Here is an 18,150-nt window from a genome sequence, read left to right as displayed (position 1 = left end):
CCGGGTAGCTGCCCGGCACGCGACGGAGGTGAAAGGTGTTCGAAAAGCGACGTCCCGGCGCCGTGCTCTTCGACCGGGACGGGACCTTGATCAGGGACGTGCCGTACAACGGCGATCCGGACCTCGTCCAGCCCATGCCGGGCGCCCTCGAGGCGCTGGGCAGGCTCAGACGCGCCGACGTCCCGGTGGCCGTGGTCACCAACCAGTCGGGGGTGGCCAAGGGCCTGCTGTCCGCCGACGAGATGGACCAGGTGAACGCCAAGGTGGAGGAGCTGCTCGGACCGTTCGACGCATGGGCGATCTGCGTGCACGACGACGCCGACGGCTGCACCTGCCGCAAACCCGCGCCCGGTCTCGTCATCCGAGCCGCCGCCGTGCTCGACGTCAGCCCCCGCGACTGCGTGGTCGTGGGCGACATCGGCCGCGACATGGAGGCCGCCAGGGCCGCGGGAGCCAGAGGCATCCTCGTCCCGACGCAGGAGACGCTGCGGGAGGAGATCCAGCAGGCGGCCGAGGTCGCCGAGGACCTGATCGACGTCGTGGACCGCGTCCTGAGCGACGCCGAGGACCCCGTGCCGGCAGCGGCGGCGCCCTGGGCCCGCGCCATGGGCTGGAGCCGCTGGTGAGGATCCTCATCTGGCACGTGCACGGCTCGTGGACCAGCGCGTTCATCAGGGGGTCCCACGAGTACCTGCTGCCGCTCGTTCCCGGCCGTGGTCCCGATGGCCGGGGGCGGGCGGCCACCTACGACTGGCCGGACCGCGCCCGCGAGGTGCCGTGGGACCGGCTGCGCGACGAGCCCGTGGACGTGGTCGTCTACCAGCGCCCGCACGAGCTCGACCTGGCCCGCGAATGGCTCGGCCGCGACGTGCCCGGCCTCTACGTCGAGCACAACGCGCCCGCCGGCGACGTGCCCCGCACCCGCCACCCGCTCGCCGACCGCACCGACATCCCGATCGTGCACGTCACCTACTTCAACGAGCTGTTCTGGGACAACGGCCGCGCGCCCACCCGCGTCATCGAGCACGGCATTCCCGACCCCGGCCACCTGTACACGGGTGAGCTGCCCAGGGCCGGCGTCGTGGTCAACGAGCCCGTGCGCCGCACCCGGGTCGCCGGGACCGACCTGCTGCCCCGCTTCGCCGAGCGGGTGCCGCTCGACGTGTTCGGGATGAAGGTGGACGGGCTGCCGTACGGGACGTACGAGGACCTGCCCCAGCACGTCATGCACGCCGAGCTGGCCCGCAGGCGCGTCTACCTGCACCCCTACCGGTGGACGTCGCTGGGCCTGGCGCTCATCGAGGCCATGACCCTCGGCATGCCCGTGGTCGCGCTGGCGGCCACCGAGGCGATCGAGGCGGTGCCGCCGGAGGCGGGCGTCCTGTCCACCAAGGTGCACCTACTGGCCGACGCGCTGCACGCCTTCGCCGAGGACCCCGAGAGCGCGGCCCAGGCCGGCAAGGCCGCCAGGGCCGCCGCGCTGTCGCGGTACGGGCTCCACAGATTCCTCGCCGACTGGGACGCGCTGCTCAGCGAGGTATGACGGGCCAGGCGATGGGTAGGCGCGAAGAGCATGATGATGATGCTCGACTGGACCCGCAGGGCCGCCTGCCTCGACCTGGACCCGGAATTGTTCTTCCCGATCTCCATGGAAGGTCCGAGCCAGTCGCAGGTCGAGCGGGCCAAACACGTGTGTGACGGGTGCCCCGTACGACAGCCGTGCCTGGCGTACGCGCTGGACACCAGGCAGGCGTACGGCGTCTGGGGTGGCACCGACCCTGACCAGCGGCGCGAGCTCGGCCTGCGAGCCGCGGCCGCCGCCCGGCACTAGCCCAGCCGTTTCCCGGCGAACGCTGAGGCGTATCTCAGGCGAGCGCTGAGCCGCTTCTCACGCCGACGCTGAGCCGTCTTTCGACGCGAGCACTGAGCCGCATCGGTCGGCCGCGCTGGTCGGCCGTGCTGGTCGGCCGTGCTGGTCGGCCGTGCTGCTCAGTCGCGCTGCTCAGTCGCGCGCGGGTGGCCGGCCGAGCGCCGCCAGGACGGCGGCGAGGCACGCCTGCGCCTGGTCGAGGGCGGCCCGATGCCGCTCGGGACAGGCCGCGGCCAGCTCCCGCCGGATGGTGACCGCCTCCACCGCCAGCGGCAGCGCCTCGACCGTCAGGCCCCGCCCCACCAGGGTCGTCGCGAGATCGACGAGCACCTCCGCGAAGTCGGCCAGGTACCGGTCCCGCGACTCGCCGGCCAGCCGCTGGTAAACGGCGACGGCCTCCCGCTCGGCACGCAGCGCCTCGTCCCGCCGCCCCAGCTCCGCCAGCGTCGTCCCCAGGTTGATCAGGGTGTCGGCGAGGTCGGCCAGGTGGCCGCCGGGGGAGTCCGCCGCCAGCCGCCGGTAGACGGCGACCGCCTCCCGCTCGGCCTCCAGCGCCTCCCCGTGCCTGCCTAGCTCCGAGAGGGTCACCCCCAGAGCGGTCAGGCAGGCGGCGAGCTCGGGCAGGTAGGGCCCGGGGGCGCGCGCGGCCAGCCGACGGTAGATCGCCAGAGCCTCCCGCTCGGCGCTCAGCGCCTCGGCCGCGTCCCTGCACTCCCCGAGCTGCACCCGCGCCATGAGCCATCGCGCCCGCCTGTCCTCCTCCGAGACTCCCCCCACGGTGAACCGCCGATCAGGTGGTGCGGGGAACGGCGACGTCGCCGCCGCCGGCGCGCGGCGCGGCGGGGCCGGCGAGCCCCAGGAGCGTGCCGCCGCGTCGCGGCGCACGTCGGATGGTCTCGCTGGTCGTCCGCATGAAGGCCCTTCCTGCCGGCAAGGTCACGAGACCGGTTCGCTTGCCGCTGAGGCCCCGTTGGGACCAGGATCATGGCGGCACGATTGTTCGGCATCCCTCATCAGGCAGGCAAACAATGCTTCTCCCGGCGTACGACTCCTCCGCGGGGGCTCCGTAACGGTGGCGGGCCGTCGCGAGAGCCCGGTGGACCCGGCGGCGGGGCCGGTGCAACGCTTCGCCTTCGAGCTGCGCAAGCTGCGCCAGGAAGCGGGCGGACTCACCTACCGGGCCATGGCCGAGCGCGCCGGCTACTCGGTCACCACGCTGTCGCAGGCGGCGGCGGGGGAGAGGCTGGCGTCGCTGCCCGTGGTCCTCGCCTTCGTGCGGGCCTGCGGCGGGGACGTGGCCGAGTGGGAGCGCGGCTGGCGGCAGGTCGCCGGGGAGCTGGCCCGCGAGCGGGCGGGCGAGGACGGCGGCGCCGGGCCGTACCCCGGCCTGGCCTCCTACGACACCTGCGACGCCGATCGTTTCTTCGGGCGGGACCGGCTCGTCGGGGAGCTGCGGGAGCTGCTGCTGCGGCACCGGTTCGCCGCGGTGTTCGGGTCCTCGGGCAGCGGGAAGTCGTCCCTGCTGCGGGCCGGGCTCGTGCCCGCCGTACAGGACGGGCGGGAGTGCGTGATCCTCACGCCGGGCGAGCACCCGATGCGGCACGCGGGCCGGATCGCGCCGGACGGCACGCTCGTGGTGGTCGACCAGTTCGAGGAGGTGTTCACGCTCTGCCAGGACCAGCGCGAGCGCGAGCGGTTCATCGACCTGCTGCTCGACGCGCGCGAACGGGCGAGCGTGGCCATCGCGGTGCGCGCCGACTTCTACGGGCGGTGCGCCGAGCACCACGAGCTCACCGCGGCCCTGCGCCAGGCGAACCTGCTGGTCGGGCCGATGAACCAGGACGAGCTGAGGGAGGCGATCGTCCGGCCCGCCGCCGCCGAGGGCCTGACCGTGGAGCGGGCGCTGACGGCCGCCGTCCTGGCCGACGTCGCCGGTGAGCCGGGGGCGCTGCCGCTGATGTCGCACGCGCTGCGGGAGGTGTGGCGCCGCCGTACCGGGAAGATGCTGACCCTGGACGCCTACGAGAGCGTGGGCAGGGTCCACGGGGCGATCAGCCACACGGCGGAGGAGCTGTACGCGGCGCTGTCGCCGGCGCAGGCGCGGATCGCCCGGCGGATCCTGCTGCGGCTGATCGACCCGGGCGAGCAGGCCCAGGCGACCCGCCGCCCCGCCGCCAGGGCGGAGCTGGACCCGCACGGCGAGGCGGACACCGCGCTGGTCGTCGAGCGGCTGGCCGGCGCCCGGCTGCTGACGTTGCACCAGGACACGGTGGAGCTCGCGCACGAGGCCCTGATCGAGTCGTGGCCGCGGCTGCGCGGCTGGGTGGAGGACGGGCGCGACCGCCTGCGCGCGCACCGGCAGCTCACCGACGCGGCCGAGGCCTGGGAGGCGCACGGCCGGGACGCCGGGCTGCTCTACCGCGGCGCCCGCCTGGCCGCCGCCGGGAAGCTGCTCGTCGAGCCGGGCGACCTCACCCCGGCGGAGCGCGAGTTCCTCGACGCCGGCACGGCGCTGGCCCGGCGTGCCTCCCGCACGCGGGTCGCCGTCTCCGCCGTCCTGGCGGTCCTGCTCGTCGCCTCCATGATCGCGGCGGGCGTCGCCGTCCGTCAGGCCGGCGTGGCCGACGACCGGCTGGCGGAGGCGACGGCCCGGCTGGCCGCCAGGCGCGCGTCCACCCTGCGGGCGAGCGACCCCGGGCTGGCCCGCCGGCTGAGCGCCGCGGCCTGGCGCATCGCCCCGGTTCCCGAGGCCAGGGGCGAGCTGATCGACTCCATGACCCTGCCCCTGGTGGACGTCGTCACCGCCCCGTACGACCCGGCGGACCTGGTGCACGGCCTCAGCGCGGACGGCACCGCCCTGGCCGTCTACACGCGCGGCGCGGCGTCGGAGCCCGGCTCGCTCCGCGTGCTCGACCTGGCCACGCGGAAGGAGGTCGCGAGCGCCAGGTGGACCGGACCGCCCGTCTCGGAGATCGTATGGAGCCCCGACGGCCGCGCGCTGGCCGTGCACGACGGGACCAACGCCCAGGTGTGGGCCGTCGGCGCCGGCGGCCTGACGGACCTCGGCGTGGCCTTCCCCCACCTCGATCCCACCGGGTTCAGCCCGGACGGGCGGGTGCTCATCGGGGTGCGCGCCGGGACGTACGAGGCCTGGAACCTCGCCGGCCGCACCCGCGTGCTCGACGAGCCGGTCGCCGCCGTCAGCCCGGACGGCCGCCTGGCCCTGGTCGTCCCGCCACCGGGGGGCTCCGGCCGGGTGCGGCTCTGGGATCTTGAGCGGCGCAAGCCGCTCCGGACGCCCACGCTGCCGAAGACCGCCCTGGAAGGCGAGTTCAGCCCGGGCGGGACGCACCTGGCCGTCTCTACGGCCGACGGTGTCGGGCTGTGGGACCTCTCCTCGGGCAGGGAGATCCGCAGCCGGCTCGTCCCGCCCGCCGAGCGGGTGGAGTTCAGCCCGGACGGCCGCTTCGTGGCCGGGGTGTGGCGCGGGGGCTGGCTGGTCCTGTGGCGGGTGGAGGACGGGGCGCTGCTGCTGAACACCGAGGTCCACGCGGACGCGAGGGGAGCCGAGCCCCGGTTCTCGCCGGACGCCCGGCTGCTGCGGGTGCCCGGCCGGTACGGCACGGTGAACGTCCTGGACGTCTCCCCTTACACCCGCCCGCAGGTGCTCGCGCCGGGCGGCGGCGAGCGGCTGTTCAGCGCCGACGGCCGCTTCCTGGTGACGGCCGATCAGCGGGAGGTGCGCGTGTGGGACGTCGCCGCGCGCGCCCCCGTGGGCGGCCCGCTGCCCGTCGGCGATCCGCCCGGGGAGGCGGCGTACTCGCCGGTGTTCAGCCCGGACGGGCGCACGCTCGCGCTCACCCATCCCGCCTCCCCCGTGGTGACCCTCTGGGACGCCGCGAACGGCCGCGCCCTCGGCGCCCTGCGCGTCCGCGGCCCGGCGGCCGGGGTGCTGTCCGCCGCCTTCTCCCCTGACGGCGGCACCGTCGCGATCGCCCTCCTCACGCCGGAGCCCGGCGGCGGGCAGGAGCCCGGCCGCCTGCTCATGGGCGATCTGGAGCTGTGGGACGTGCGGGGCAGGCGATGGCTGCGCACCGTTCCCGACGCGGGGGCCCGGGTCCTGGTCTTCGAGCCGGACGGGCGCCGGCTGCTCGTGGACGGGTCCAGCAGGGGGCGGATCCTGGTCGACACGGTGACCGGGGAGGTGCGCCCGCACTCCTCCGACGCCCGGGCCGAGGGGAAGCTCCTCTTCTCGGGGGACCGGGCCGCGGTCGGTGACAGGGACGGGCGCCTGACGTTCTGGGACAAGGAGCTGCGCACGCCGCTGGCCCCGCCGCAGACCTCGTACACGACCTCGGTCATCGCGCTCGCCTCCTCACCGGAGGGCGGGCTGCTCGCCACCGTGGGGAGTGAAGGTGAGCTGGGCATTCAGCTCTGGGACTGGCGGAGGTATCAGCCGATCGGGTATCCGATCAGCTATCACACCCGGGCCGCGCCGGTCGTGGCGTTCAACCGGACCGCTCTGCTCGTCTCGGCAGGGGACGGCGGCCTTCGGGAGATCGTCGTGGATCCCGGCACCGCCGCCGCGTCGATCTGCCGGCGGGACGGGGGCCTGTCTCCGGAGGAGTGGCGGCGGCACATCCCGGAGCTGCCGTACCGCGAGACCTGCCCCTGACGCCGCCCACTGTCGGGCCCGCCCGCATGCACGCCCGTCCGCTGAGAAGCCAGGCCATCGTGAGGCCAGGGGCTCGGCGGGGCCGTTCAGCGGCCGGCGGGCAGGGCCTCCGCCAGGAACCGCTCACGCTCGCCCGCCTCCAGATGATCACTGAACAGCACCCCGTCGAGATGATCGACCTCATGCTGCAGCACCCTGGCCAGCACCCCCAGCGCCCGCACCGTGATCGCCTTGCCGAACATGTCGCGACCACGCGCCGTGACCATGTAGGAGCGTTCCAGTGGCCACCACACGCCGGGCGCCGACAGGCACGCCTCATCGGCGGTCACCTTGCGCTCCGACAACTCCAGCCGCGGGTTGACCAGATGCCCCGACTTGCCGTCGTAGGAGTAGACCACCACCCGCACCGGCTCGCCGAGCTGCGGAGCGGCCAGCCCGGCCCGCCCCGACACCGCCCGCATGGTGGCGGTCAGCGACTTGACCAGCTGTCTGAGCTCCCGATCGAAATCCTGGATCGGCGCCGCGATCGAGCGGAGCACCGGATCGTCGAACATGCGAATTGGCCGGACCGTCACTCGCAACTCCCCGATAGGCCGCGATCGTCACGGTGAACGTTTCCCTGGAGTGCGCCCCGCCAATCGCGAAGGTCATGTCTTGTAGCACAGCGGTAACAGAAGAGACCCAGTGGCGAAACCACCCGAAAGCAGTATCGGAGGGTGATCTCACTTGCGTCACACGCGCCTGTGATGCCTGGCCGGGTGCTCGGGGCCCGGCCAGGCATCTTCGACTACCTGGAGGTGCAGGCATGAGCGCGCTTCCCCTTGAGGGCGGCTCTTCCCCGGAGACGGCGCCCGACGCCCTGGCGGGCTTCACCGTCGGCGTCACCGCGACGAGACGGCGCGAGGAGTTCGGGGCGCTGCTGGAGCGCCGCGGCGCGCGCGTGGTCAGCGCCCCCGCGATCCGGCTCGTCCCGCTGGCCGAGGACACCGACCTGCTCGCCGCCACCCGGCAGAGCCTGCAGGCGCCTCTCGACGACGTGGTGGTCACCACCGGTGTCGGGTTCCGCGGCTGGATGGCCGCCGCCGAGGGCTGGGGACTGTCCGCCGACCTGGGCGAGCACCTGGCCAAGTCCCGCCTGCTCACCCGCGGGCCCAAGGCCAGGGGAGCGGTGCGCGCCGCAGGCCTCAACGACCACTGGACCCCCTCGACCGAGTCGTGCAACGAGGTCAAGGAGTACCTGCTCGCCCAGGACCTGCGCGGGCGGCGCATCGCGGTGCAGCAGCACGGCGAGCCGCTGCGCGACTTCGTGGCCGCGCTGCGCGAGGCCGGCGCCGAGGTGATCGAGATCCCGGTCTACCGGTGGCTGCCGTACCGGGACATCTCGCCGCTGCGCCGCCTGATCAGCCAGACCGTCTCCGGGTCCGTGGACGCGGTCGCCTTCACCAGCGCGCCGGCCGTGCACGCCATGCTCGGCGCCGCCAGGGCGGAGGGGCTGGAGGAGACGCTGCTGGCCGCGTTCAGCGGATCTGTCGTGGCCGCCTGCGTCGGGCCCGTCACCGCCGAGCCGCTGACCTCGCGCGGCGTCCCCACCCTGCAGCCTGACCGGTCCCGCCTCGGCGCGCTGGCCCGCGCCCTGGCCCGCCACCTGCCCGAGCACGGCGTCACCCGCCTCACGGCCGGCGATCACCAGCTGGAGATCCGCGGTCACGCCGTGGTCGTGGACGGCGAGCTGCGCCCGCTGCCGCCCGCCCCGATGGCGGTGCTCAAGCGCCTGGCCGACAAGCCGGGCCACGTCGTGTCACGGGCCGACCTGCGCACGGTGCTGCCGGGCAGCGTCGCCCGCGACTCCGCCGAGCACGCCGTCGAGATGGCCATCACCCGGCTGCGCCGCGCCCTCGGCCCCAGCGGCATCGTCGAGACGGTCGTCAAGCGCGGCTACCGCCTCGCCTGCCTGTACGAGGCGGGCCTTTGATTTCCAGCCCCCGGCTCCCGGCGCGTGGCGAGTCCTCAACGCCCTCGCCCGGGACGTCCCCCGCCAGGCCCGTCCAGCAGCACCGCCATCACCACGAGGAGAACACCATGCCCTGGGGCACCACGCTGTCCGGACGCGACAGGCGTACCGGAGGGAGCAGGTGACGCCCGCACTCGTCCTGGCCGCGCACGGAACGCGCAGCGCCGAGGGGGAGCAGACCCTGTCGGCGCTGGCGGAGACGGCCCGCAGGGCCCGCCCGGGGCAGCGCGTCGAGCTGAGCTACCTGGAGATCAGCTCGCCCCTCCTGGCGGAGGTCCTGCCCGTGGTCCCGGGCCCGGTGGTCGTGGTGCCGCTGCTGCTGGCGGGCGGCTACCACGTGCACATCGACCTGCCCGAGGTCATCGCCCAGCACCGCCCGGACGCGATCGTGGCCGGCTGGCTCGGCCCGCACCGGCTGCTGACCTCGGCGCTGGCACGCAAGCTGGCGCGGGCGGGCCTGCGCTCCACGGACGCCGTCCTGCTCGGCGCGGCCGGCTCCTCCGACCCGTCCGCGCTGGCCGACGTCCGCGCCGCCGCCCACCAGCTCGCCGTCCGCCTGGCCCGCCCCGTCACCGCCGCCTTCGCCTCGGCGGGCTCGCCGTCGCTGGAGGAGGCCATGGAACGGCTCGGCTCCACCCCGGCCGCCCGCGTGGCCATCGCCTCGTACGTCCTGGCGCCCGGCTTCTTCCACGGCCGGCTCGCGTCGGTGGGGGCGGGGCTGGTGAGCGAGCCGCTGGGCGCGGACCCGGACGTGGCGGCCCTCATCTGGCACCGCTACGACCAGGCCCTCCATCGCCACCACACCACCACCGAACGCCGGCCCCTGCGCCGAGCCTGACCCGGCCTGCCATCCCGCGACGGGCGCGCTCGCCTTGAGGCGCCGGCCATGCAACCTGAGGCGTCGACCGTGCCGGCCGCCCGTTCGTCACGCAGGCTGGGGGACAGGCTCCAACCGCAGCTCCCGTACGATCTCCCGCGCGCTGACCTCACGGGCAGGCCCGGCATCGGCACCGACGAACATCTCGATGTACGCCCGATGGAAGCACCCCGCGACCAGCAGCCGCGCGCTCGCCTCCGGATCCACGTCGTCCCGAACGCGCCCCAGCCGCTGCTCAGCCGCCAGATACGCGGCCAGCGGCGAGGTCTCGGCATGCGGCCCGAGCCCCGTCTCGCGGATGGCCTGGCGGAAGCGGACGGTCACGTTCGGGGAGGTGAAGGCGGGTAGTGCCGCACTTTGTATGTCTATGTAGTAATCGATCCCCGCACGAGCGATCGGCAGAAGGTTGTCCGAAACCGACCCTTTTCCGATGCGATGGGATAGATCGTGGAGAATGCTCAGCCAGAGGGGGAGCCGATCCTGCAGCAGGGCGAGGTAGTAGTCCACCGAGCCGCCCGTGCGGTCCTCCCGGAGCGAGACGGCGAGCTGGAGGACCCGCTGCCTGGTGTCCTGGCTCCTGTGGTGCGGGTCTACATGGGGTGTCGCCATGGCGTGCCTAACGTGCGCGGTCAGTTGAGCAGGCATCACGTGCGAAGCCGAGGTCCCCGGTGGATCCCGGGGTTATGGATGCTTAAATCTAGGGTCCCAACTTGGTGCAAACTTATACGGGTTCCCGATTATTACCCGAAAGCGGCAAAAGTTGTCGGAATTAATCCCTGAAGGTTAGCTGTCAGTGTCGCGGTCCCTGCGCCGCAGGTAGCGCTCGAACTCGGCCGCGATCGCATCGCCGCTGGCCTCGGGCAGCTCGGCCGCGTCCTTGCGCTCCTCCAGCTCCTTGACGTACTCGGCCACCTCGCTGTCCTGCGAGGCCAGCTCGTCGACGCCGCGCTCCCACGCCCGGGCCTCCTCGTCGAGGTCGCCCAGCGGCATCGGAATCTCCAGCACGTCCTCCAGCCGGCGCAGCAGCGCGAGCGTGGCCTTCGGGTTGGGCGGCTGGGCCACGTAGTGCGGCACCGACGCCCACAGCGAGATCGCGTCGAGCCCGGCCTTGCCGAACGCGTGCTGCAGCACCCCCACGATGCCCGTCGGGCCCTCGTAGCGGCTCAGCTCCAGGTTGGTCGAACGGGCCAGGCCCGCGTTGGTCGCCCCGCCCAGGATCGGCACGGGACGGGTGTGCGGCGAGTCGTTGAGCAGCGCGCCCAGCATCACGGCCAGCTCGACGCCCAGCTCGCGGCAGATGTAGATGATGTCGTCGCAGAACGAGCGCCAGCGCATGTTGGGCTCGATGCCGCGCAGCAGCACGACGTCGCGCTCCAGGCCCGGCGGCCGGGCGCGCAGCAGCCGGGTGGTCGGCCACACGATCGACTGCGCCAGCCCGTCGCTCATCTCGACCACGGGACGGGTGACCTGGAAGTCGTAGTAGTCGTCGGGGTCGAGCGCGATGAGCGGCTCGGCCTTCCACGCCGACTCGAGGTGGGCGATCACACCGCTGGAAGCCTCGCCCGCGTCGTTCCACCCCTCGAACGCGGCAATGAGCACCGGGTCGACGAGCTCGGGGAGCCCTTCGAGCTCTATCACGTGTCGCCTCCTCTCTCCATCGTCCCGCTAAGCCTATGCGGTAAGGAGGCGTCGCCGTCACCGATCTCTCCCCGAACGCCGCCCCTCGACGACCTCCCGGAGGCGGGAGGTGGTGGAGGAGCCGGGCGGGCGAGCGGGGCGGGGAGGCGGGGCCGGCGGTGGCCTGCGGGCTCGAACGCGGCATCGTGCCTGGTGAGCGGGCTGCCGGCGCACGCATCAGGGCGCCCGCCGGGCCTCGCGTGGGCGTGTCGTCCGGCCGCCCCGCCACGGCCTGCCCCGGCGCCGGACGGGCACCCCGGCCAACCGGCGTTCGCGCCCCGCGAACTCCCGCCGCGCCCCGCGAACTCCCGCCGCGCCCCGCGAACTCCCGCCGCGCCTCGCGTCTGCGCCGCGCCTCGCGTCTGCGCCGCGCAGTGCCACGCGCCCCGTGCCGCCGTTCAGCGGCCCCCCGCCGTCGTATGAACGACGAGCACGTCACACGACGCCCGATGCGTCACCCCCGAAGGCACCGACCCCAGCAACCGCCCCGCCAAGCTGTTCAACCCCCGGTTCCCCACCACGATCAGATCCGCCCCGTGCCGCTCCGCCAGCCCCACGAGCACCTCCACGGCCTCCCCGCGCTCAGCCGCCAGCACCACCTCCACGGCCCCGGCGGCCACGGCGTGCTCGCGCGCCGCCCGCAGCGCGTCCTCGGCGGGCGTGGACCCGCTCACCTTGTACGCCAGCTCCCCGAGCCGATCGGCGGCGGCCACGCGCGTGCTCTCGCGCATGGGCAGGTACGCGCACGCCAGCACGAGCGTGGCGCCGGTGGCCGCGGCGAGGGAGGCGGCGGCCGAGACGGCGCGGAAGGAGGAGGCGGAGCCGTCGGTGCCGACGAGGACGGTGCGGTAGGCCATGGGAGCCCCCAATTGGACGCCATGTACAATTGACGTGTCGTACCATAGCGCTTATCGCAGGATGCGGGAAAAGCCCCGGGCGGGCCCGCGCTCGACCGTCGCCGGAGGCGCACCCGATAAGCTTCACCTCATGAGCATCTCCCCGACCTTCAGAGAAGTGTTGGCCCAGCGTGTGATCGTCGCCGACGGGGCGATGGGCACGATGCTCCAGGCCCAGGACCCGACGCTCGACGACTTCCACGGGCACGAGGGCTGCAACGAGGTGCTCAACGTCACCCGTCCCGACATCGTGCGCGGCGTGCACGACGCCTACTTCGCCGTCGGGGTCGACTGCGTGGAGACCAACACCTTCGGCGCCAACCTCGCCGCCCTCGGCGAGTACGACATCGCCGACCGCGTCTTCGAGTACTCCGAGGCGGGCGCCAGGATCGCGCGCGAGGCCGCCGACCACTGGGCCACGCCGGAGCAGCCGCGCTTCGTGCTCGGCTCCATGGGCCCCGGCACCAAGCTGCCCACCCTCGGCCACCTGCCGTACGCGAGCCTGCGCGACGCCTACCGCGACAACGCCGCAGGCCTGATCGCGGGCGGGGCCGACGCGCTGATCATCGAGACGTGCCAGGACCTGCTGCAGGTCAAGGCGGCCGTCGTCGGCGCCAGGCGGGCCATCGAGGACTCCGGCCGCGACATCGTGATCATCGCGCAGGTGACGATCGAGACCAACGGCGCCATGCTGCTCGGCTCAGAGATCGGCGCCGCGCTGACCGCCATCGAGCCGCTCGGCGTCGACATCGTCGGCCTCAACTGCGCGACCGGCCCGGCCGAGATGAGCGAGCACCTGCGCTACCTCGCCCGCCACTCGCGGCTCAAGCTGTCGTGCATGCCCAACGCCGGCCTGCCGGTGCTGACCGCCGACGGCGCGTACTACCCGCTGACGGCGGGGGAGCTGGCCGACGCCCACCGGACCTTCACCCGCGACTACGGCCTGTCCCTGGTCGGCGGCTGCTGCGGCACCACCCCCGAGCACCTGCGCCAGGTCGTCGAACGCGTCAGGGGCAAGGAGGTCACCGCGCGCCGCCCGCACCCCGAGCCCGGCGCCTCCTCGCTCTACCAGACGGTCCCGTTCCGGCAGGACACCTCCTACCTGGCCATCGGCGAGCGCTGCAACACCAACGGCTCCAAGGCCTTCCGCGAGGCCATGCTGGAGGGCCGCTGGGACGACTGCGTCGAGACGGCCCGCGACCAGGCCCGCGACGGCGCCCACATGCTCGACCTGTGCGTCGACTACGTCGGCCGCGACGGCGTGGCCGACATGAAGGAGCTGGCCTTCCGCTTCGCCACCGCCTCCACCCTGCCGATCATGCTCGACTCGACCGAGCCCGCGGTGCTGCAGGCCGGCCTCGAGATGCTGGGCGGGCGCGCGGCGGTCAACTCCGTCAACTACGAGGACGGCGACGGCCCCGACTCCCGCTTCCAGAAGATCATGCGCCTGGTCCGCGAGCACGGCTCGGCCGTGGTCGCGCTGACCATCGACGAGGAGGGCCAGGCCCGCACCGCCGAGCACAAGCTGCGCGTGGCCTCCCGCCTGGTCGACGACCTGACCACCAACTGGGGCATGCGGGTCGAGGACATCATCGTCGACTGCCTGACCTTCCCCATCGCCACCGGCCAGGAGGAGACCAGGCGCGACGGCCTGGAGACCATCGAGGCCATCCGCGAGCTCAAGCGCCGCTACCCGGGCGTGCAGACCACGCTGGGCCTGTCCAACATCAGCTTCGGCCTCAACCCGGCCGCCCGCATGGTGCTCAACTCGGTCTTCCTCAACGAGTGCGTCAACGCCGGCCTCGACTCGGCCATCGTGCACGCCTCGAAGATCCTGCCGATGGCGCGCATCCCCGACGAGCAGCGCCAGGTCGCCCTCGACATGGTCTACGACCGCCGCCGCGAGGGCTACGACCCGCTGCAGCGGTTCATGGAGCTGTTCGAGGGCGTCGACGCCGCCGCGATGCGCGCCGGCAAGGCCGAGGAACTGGCCGCGCTGCCGCTGTGGGAGCGGCTCAAGCGGCGCATCATCGACGGCGAGCGCAAGGGCCTGGAGGCCGACCTCGACACCGCGCTGGAGCAGCGCCCCGCCCTGGAGATCATCAACGACGTGCTGCTCGACGGCATGAAGACGGTGGGCGAGCTGTTCGGCTCCGGCCAGATGCAGCTGCCGTTCGTGCTGCAGTCGGCCGAGGTGATGAAGAGCGCCGTCGCACACCTCGAGCCGCACATGGAGCGCGTCGAGGGCGAGACGAAGGGCCGCATCGTGCTGGCCACCGTCAAGGGCGACGTGCACGACATCGGCAAGAACCTCGTCGACATCATCCTGTCCAACAACGGCTACCAGGTCGTCAACCTCGGCATCAAGCAGCCCGTCTCGGCCATCCTCGAGGCGGCCGACGAGCAGAAGGCCGACGTCATCGGCATGTCGGGGCTGCTGGTGAAGTCGACGGTCATCATGAAGGAGAACCTGGAGGAGATGAACTCCAGGGGCCTGGCGGAGAAGTACCCGGTGCTGCTCGGCGGCGCCGCGCTGACCCGCGCCTACGTCGAGCAGGACCTGGCCGGCCTGTTCGAGGGCGAGGTGCGTTACGCCCGCGACGCGTTCGAGGGGCTGCGGCTGATGGACGCGTTCATGGCCGTCAAGCGCGGCGTGAAGGGCGCGACGCTGCCGCCGCTGCGCGAGCGGCGCGTCAAGACGGGCGCCACGCTCGTGCGCACGCCCGTCGAGGAGCTGCCCGCGCGCTCCGACGTGGCCGCCGACAACCCCGTGCCGCGCGCGCCGTTCCACGGCGACCGCGTGGTCAAGGGCATCTCGCTGAACGAGTACGCCGCCTTCCTCGACGAGCGGGCCCTGTTCCTCGGCCAGTGGGGCCTCAAGCCCACCAGGGGCGGCGACGGGCCCGGCTACGAGGAGCTGGTCGAGACCGAGGGCCGGCCGCGGCTGCGCATGTGGCTGGAGCGCATGCAGACCGAGGGCCTGCTGGAGGCCGCCGTCGTGTACGGCTACTTCCCGTGCGTCGCCGACGGCGACTCGCTGATCATCCTCGACGACGACGGCAGCGAGCGCACCCGCTTCACCTTCCCGCGCCAGCGCCGCGACCGGCACCTGTGCCTGTCGGACTTCTTCCGCGGCAAGGACACCGGCGAGGTGGACGTGGTCGGCTTCCAGGTGGCCACGATGGGCTCGAAGATCTCCGAGGCCACGGCCGAGCTGTTCGCCAAGGACGCCTACCGCGACTACCTCGAGCTGCACGGCCTGTCGGTGCAGCTCACCGAGGCGCTGGCCGAGTACTGGCACGCCCGGGTGCGCTCGGAGTGGGGGATCGGCGGCGAGGAGTCGCTCGACGACATGCTCAAGGTCAACATCCAGGGCTGCCGCTACTCCTTCGGCTACCCGGCCTGCCCCAACCTGGAGGACCAGAAGCAGCTGTTCGAGCTGCTCGCGCCGGAGCGCGTCGGGGTGACGCTGTCGGAGGAGTTCCAGCTCCACCCGGAGCAGGCCACCTCGGCGCTGGTCGCCCATCACCCGGAAGCCAAGTACTTCAACGTCTGACATGACGTGACCGCCGCCGCCCGGCCCGGACACGCAGTACGGCGGGCGGCGGCACCGATCGGGGGCAGGAATGCAAGCGGTCTTCTTCGACATGGACGGCCTGCTGGTCGACAGCGAGCGCGTCTGGCTGACGATCGAGACCGAGGTGATGGCCAGGCTCGGCGCCGAGTGGACACCCGAGCACCAGGTCCACCTCGTCGGCGGCTCCATGGAGCGCACCGTCGAGTACATGCTGGCCGTCTCGGGCGCCGACGTGCCGCCGCGGACCGTGCGCGAGTGGATGGTCTCCGGCATGGTGGCCCGGCTGTCGGCCGGGGTGCGCATCATGCCGGGCGCCTCTGAGCTGCTCGACGCCCTGCGCGCGGAGGGGGTGCCCGTGGGGCTGGTCACCTCCTCGCTCAAGGACATCGCCGACGCGGTGCTCAAGAGCGTCGGCCGCGACCGGTTCGACGTCGTGGTCACCGCCGACGACGTGACCAGGACCAAGCCGGACCCCGAGCCCTACCTGACGGCCGCGCGGCTGCTCGGCGTGCCTCCCGTGCGGTGCGTGGTGCTGGAGGACTCCCCGAACGGCGTGGCCGCCGCGACGGCGGCCGGCTGCGCCGTGGTGGCGGTGCCGAGCCTGCTGCCCGTCGAGCCGGCGCCCGGCCGGCTGGTGGTCGCGTCCCTGACGGAGATCGGGGTCGCCGATCTCAGGGATCTTCTGCCGTCCTGAAGCGTTACCCCTAAGGGACATGTGGTTCTCGCGGAGGAGGCGGACGAGCCTCCGCGTGCCAGGATGGAGGGCACGAGCGATGACGAGGGGGCGGCGAGATGGGTAACTTCGAGGCGATCGCCTGGCTGCCGTTGTGCGCCGGGGTGACCATCGCCGGGCTGGTGCTGGCGTTCCTAGCCTTCAGGCGCAGGGGAGCGGCGGCCGGCCTGCGGACGACGGCGTGGGCGCTGCTGCCGGTCGCGGCCTACCTCACGGGCGCGCTGCAGTCACTGTGGAACATCGGCACGACCGTGGTCGGGTTCGTGACCGGCCTGGTGTTCAACCCGGCCGTGTGGGCCGGCGTGGCCGTGGCCGGGCTGTCGGTGGTGCTGTTCGTGGTGTCGGGGGTGATGCGGGGCAGGAAGCTGTCGGCCGGCCGCAAGAAGAAGGACACCGGTGACGCGCCCGCCGCGCGGCCGGTGCAGGGCGCCCAGCCGAAGGCGGCGACCGCCGCCGGCAAGCCGCAGCAGCCGGCCGTGGCCCAGAAGCCCGCCGCGCCGAAGCCCGCGGCCAAGGGCGATGACGACTTCTCCGACATCGAGGAGCTCCTCAAGCGGCGCGGCATCAGCTGATCGGCCGCCGCCGGAGCCCCGTGTCACGGTTCTGAGACACAACCGGGACACGTTCAGGACCAACCGTTCAAGATCGATACAAATGAGTTTCGCGTCAATCACAGATTAGCCACATAGCGGCCTGAGGGACTAGTCATAGCAGCTCAGGCCATAGATTCTGCCTCCTGAAGGTCCGCGAGCCGCGGTCTGAAGTCAACCACGCGTTAAGACAGCGTTGTCTTGTACCAGGGGGCATCTCGGCATGACCGCACCGCTAGACGTATCCGGTTCCGCGGCGGAGGCGCAGCCGGAGTCTGTGCTCGTGGGAGCGGGCAAGGCCATCCAGGGCCGGTCGCTGACCAGAATCGCGTGGATGCGGCTGCGCCGCGACAAGGTCGCGCTCGGCGGCGGCATCGTCGTGGTGCTGCTGATCCTCGTGGCGGTCTTCTCCTCGCCGATCATCTCCATGTTCGGCCACCCTCCGCTGGAGTTCCACCAGGACCAGATCGACCAGAACACGCTCCTGCCCAAGGGCACCTTCGGCGGCATGAGCAGCGAGTACCTGCTCGGCGTCGAGCCGGTCAACGGCCGCGACATCTTCAGCCGCATCGTGTCCGGCGCGTGGATCTCGCTGCTGATCGGCTTCCTGGCCACCATCGTGTCGGTGGTCATCGGCACCGTCGCGGGAGTCGTCGCCGGCTACTTCGGCGGCTGGGTCGACCAGGTCATCGGCCGCATCATGGACGTCTTCCTGGCCTTCCCCCTGCTGGTCTTCGCGATCGCGCTGGTGGGCGTCATGCCCAACGAGGGGTTCGGGCTGGAGGGCGACGGCCTGCGCATCGCGATGCTGATCTTCATCATCGGGTTCTTCAGCTGGCCCAGCATCGGCCGCCTCGTCCGCGGCCAGACGCTCTCGCTGCGCGAGCGCGAGTTCGTCGACGCAGCCAGGAGCCTCGGCGCCCGCCACGGCTACATCCTCTTCCGCGAGGTGCTGCCGAACCTGATGGCGCCGATCCTGGTCTACGCGACGCTTCTCATCCCGACCAACATCCTGTTCGAGGCCGCGCTGTCCTTCCTCGGCGTCGGCATCAACCCGCCCACCCCGACCTGGGGCGGCATGCTCTCCGAAGCGGTCCGCTTCTACACGCTGCCCCACTTCGTGCTCTTCCCGGGTCTGGCGATCTTCATCACCGTCCTGGCGTTCAACCTGTTCGGTGACGGACTGCGCGACGCCTTCGACCCGCGGGCGCACTGAACCGCCAACGCTTCATCCCCCGCATCCC

General features: G+C 72.7%; 16 protein-coding genes. 10 read left to right on the top strand and 6 right to left on the bottom strand.

All coding sequences use genetic code 11. The features are described from left to right. Positions 1 to 35: 35 nt before the first annotated feature. The 3 genes from LCN96_RS35350 to LCN96_RS35340 are packed head-to-tail and all read left to right on the top strand — an operon-like array spanning position 36 to position 1,831. On the top strand, positions 36 to 626 hold the full coding sequence (locus LCN96_RS35350; protein WP_225266770.1) for a D-glycero-alpha-D-manno-heptose-1,7-bisphosphate 7-phosphatase: 591 nt from the start codon (positions 36 to 38) through the stop codon (positions 624 to 626). After that, complete coding sequence (locus LCN96_RS35345) at positions 623 to 1,543, top strand: glycosyltransferase (protein ID WP_225266769.1); 921 nt, start codon at positions 623 to 625, stop codon at positions 1,541 to 1,543. Before LCN96_RS35350 ends, LCN96_RS35345 begins: the two co-directional genes overlap by 4 nt. A gap of 30 nt (positions 1,544 to 1,573) precedes the next feature. Next, on the top strand, positions 1,574 to 1,831 hold the full coding sequence (locus LCN96_RS35340) for a WhiB family transcriptional regulator (RefSeq protein ID WP_318528323.1): 258 nt from the start codon (positions 1,574 to 1,576) through the stop codon (positions 1,829 to 1,831). A 171-nt stretch (positions 1,832 to 2,002) separates the two neighbouring features. On the opposite strand, the gene LCN96_RS35335 is transcribed toward LCN96_RS35340, so the two are convergent. Further along, positions 2,003 to 2,647: a tetratricopeptide repeat protein gene (locus tag LCN96_RS35335; protein ID WP_225266768.1), complete on the bottom strand. Its 645-nt coding sequence runs from the start codon at positions 2,645 to 2,647 to the stop codon at positions 2,003 to 2,005. Between the two features lie 13 nt (positions 2,648 to 2,660). Further along, on the bottom strand, positions 2,661 to 2,783 hold the full coding sequence (locus tag LCN96_RS56835) for a hypothetical protein (RefSeq protein ID WP_263657361.1): 123 nt from the start codon (positions 2,781 to 2,783) through the stop codon (positions 2,661 to 2,663). Between the two features lie 159 nt (positions 2,784 to 2,942). Between LCN96_RS56835 and LCN96_RS35330 the strand changes: the two genes are divergently transcribed. Next, the gene (locus tag LCN96_RS35330) at positions 2,943 to 6,545 is read left to right on the top strand and encodes an nSTAND1 domain-containing NTPase (RefSeq protein WP_225266767.1); all 3,603 of its coding nucleotides are present in this window, start codon (positions 2,943 to 2,945) and stop codon (positions 6,543 to 6,545) included. 86 nt (positions 6,546 to 6,631) lie between these two features. Here the strand turns inward: LCN96_RS35330 and def are convergent, their stop codons facing one another. Next, positions 6,632 to 7,120, bottom strand: coding sequence for a peptide deformylase (gene def, locus LCN96_RS35325; RefSeq protein WP_263657360.1), 489 nt, complete (start codon positions 7,118 to 7,120; stop codon positions 6,632 to 6,634). 230 nt (positions 7,121 to 7,350) lie between these two features. Here def and LCN96_RS35320 point away from each other — a divergent pair, with 230 nt between their 5' ends. Both LCN96_RS35320 and LCN96_RS35315 read left to right on the top strand, forming a co-directional pair. Beyond that, a complete protein-coding gene (locus LCN96_RS35320; RefSeq protein WP_225266765.1) occupies positions 7,351 to 8,517 on the top strand; it encodes a uroporphyrinogen-III synthase in 1,167 nt (388 codons plus the stop codon). A gap of 160 nt (positions 8,518 to 8,677) precedes the next feature. Continuing rightward, positions 8,678 to 9,394 (top strand): sirohydrochlorin chelatase, encoded by a 717-nt coding sequence (locus LCN96_RS35315; protein WP_225266764.1) that lies wholly within the window; start codon positions 8,678 to 8,680, stop codon positions 9,392 to 9,394. An 87-nt stretch (positions 9,395 to 9,481) separates the two neighbouring features. Here the strand turns inward: LCN96_RS35315 and LCN96_RS35310 are convergent, their stop codons facing one another. The 3 genes from LCN96_RS35310 to LCN96_RS35300 all read right to left on the bottom strand — a co-directional run bounded on the left by LCN96_RS35310 (position 9,482) and on the right by LCN96_RS35300 (position 11,967). Continuing rightward, the gene (locus LCN96_RS35310) at positions 9,482 to 9,940 is read right to left on the bottom strand and encodes a hypothetical protein (protein ID WP_225266763.1); all 459 of its coding nucleotides are present in this window, start codon (positions 9,938 to 9,940) and stop codon (positions 9,482 to 9,484) included. Positions 9,941 to 10,216: 276 nt separating this feature from the next. Further along, on the bottom strand, positions 10,217 to 11,071 hold the full coding sequence (locus LCN96_RS35305; protein ID WP_225266762.1) for a PAC2 family protein: 855 nt from the start codon (positions 11,069 to 11,071) through the stop codon (positions 10,217 to 10,219). Positions 11,072 to 11,508: 437 nt separating this feature from the next. Next, a complete protein-coding gene (locus LCN96_RS35300) occupies positions 11,509 to 11,967 on the bottom strand; it encodes a universal stress protein (RefSeq protein ID WP_225266761.1) in 459 nt (152 codons plus the stop codon). A gap of 130 nt (positions 11,968 to 12,097) precedes the next feature. Here LCN96_RS35300 and metH point away from each other — a divergent pair, with 130 nt between their 5' ends. From metH to LCN96_RS35280, 4 genes are all read left to right on the top strand, one after another. Beyond that, complete coding sequence (metH, locus tag LCN96_RS35295) at positions 12,098 to 15,562, top strand: methionine synthase (protein WP_225266760.1); 3,465 nt, start codon at positions 12,098 to 12,100, stop codon at positions 15,560 to 15,562. A 70-nt stretch (positions 15,563 to 15,632) separates the two neighbouring features. Continuing rightward, on the top strand, positions 15,633 to 16,277 hold the full coding sequence (locus LCN96_RS35290; protein WP_225266759.1) for an HAD family hydrolase: 645 nt from the start codon (positions 15,633 to 15,635) through the stop codon (positions 16,275 to 16,277). A gap of 98 nt (positions 16,278 to 16,375) precedes the next feature. Then, positions 16,376 to 16,888: a cellulose synthase gene (locus LCN96_RS35285; RefSeq protein ID WP_225266758.1), complete on the top strand. Its 513-nt coding sequence runs from the start codon at positions 16,376 to 16,378 to the stop codon at positions 16,886 to 16,888. A 241-nt stretch (positions 16,889 to 17,129) separates the two neighbouring features. Next, positions 17,130 to 18,122, top strand: coding sequence for an ABC transporter permease (locus LCN96_RS35280; RefSeq protein ID WP_225266757.1), 993 nt, complete (start codon positions 17,130 to 17,132; stop codon positions 18,120 to 18,122). Positions 18,123 to 18,150 lie beyond the last annotated feature (28 nt).

The sequence above is a fragment of the Nonomuraea gerenzanensis genome (genome assembly GCF_020215645.1).
In the GTDB taxonomy this organism is placed as follows: domain Bacteria; phylum Actinomycetota; class Actinomycetes; order Streptosporangiales; family Streptosporangiaceae; genus Nonomuraea; species Nonomuraea gerenzanensis.
This window is presented reverse-complemented; position numbering and strand designations above follow the sequence as displayed.

Coding starts and splice junctions, on each gene's coding strand:
- LCN96_RS35285 (WP_225266758.1), top strand. CDS start 16,376: ATGGGTAACTTCGAGGCGATCGCCTGGCTGCCGTTGTGCGCCGGGGTG.
- LCN96_RS35280 (WP_225266757.1), top strand. CDS start 17,130: ATGACCGCACCGCTAGACGTATCCGGTTCCGCGGCGGAGGCGCAGCCG.
- metH (WP_225266760.1), top strand. CDS start 12,098: ATGAGCATCTCCCCGACCTTCAGAGAAGTGTTGGCCCAGCGTGTGATC.
- LCN96_RS35290 (WP_225266759.1), top strand. CDS start 15,633: ATGCAAGCGGTCTTCTTCGACATGGACGGCCTGCTGGTCGACAGCGAG.
- LCN96_RS35320 (WP_225266765.1), top strand. CDS start 7,351: ATGAGCGCGCTTCCCCTTGAGGGCGGCTCTTCCCCGGAGACGGCGCCC.
- LCN96_RS56835 (WP_263657361.1), bottom strand. CDS start 2,783: ATGCGGACGACCAGCGAGACCATCCGACGTGCGCCGCGACGCGGCGGC.
- LCN96_RS35340 (WP_318528323.1), top strand. CDS start 1,574: ATGATGATGATGCTCGACTGGACCCGCAGGGCCGCCTGCCTCGACCTG.
- LCN96_RS35300 (WP_225266761.1), bottom strand. CDS start 11,967: ATGGCCTACCGCACCGTCCTCGTCGGCACCGACGGCTCCGCCTCCTCC.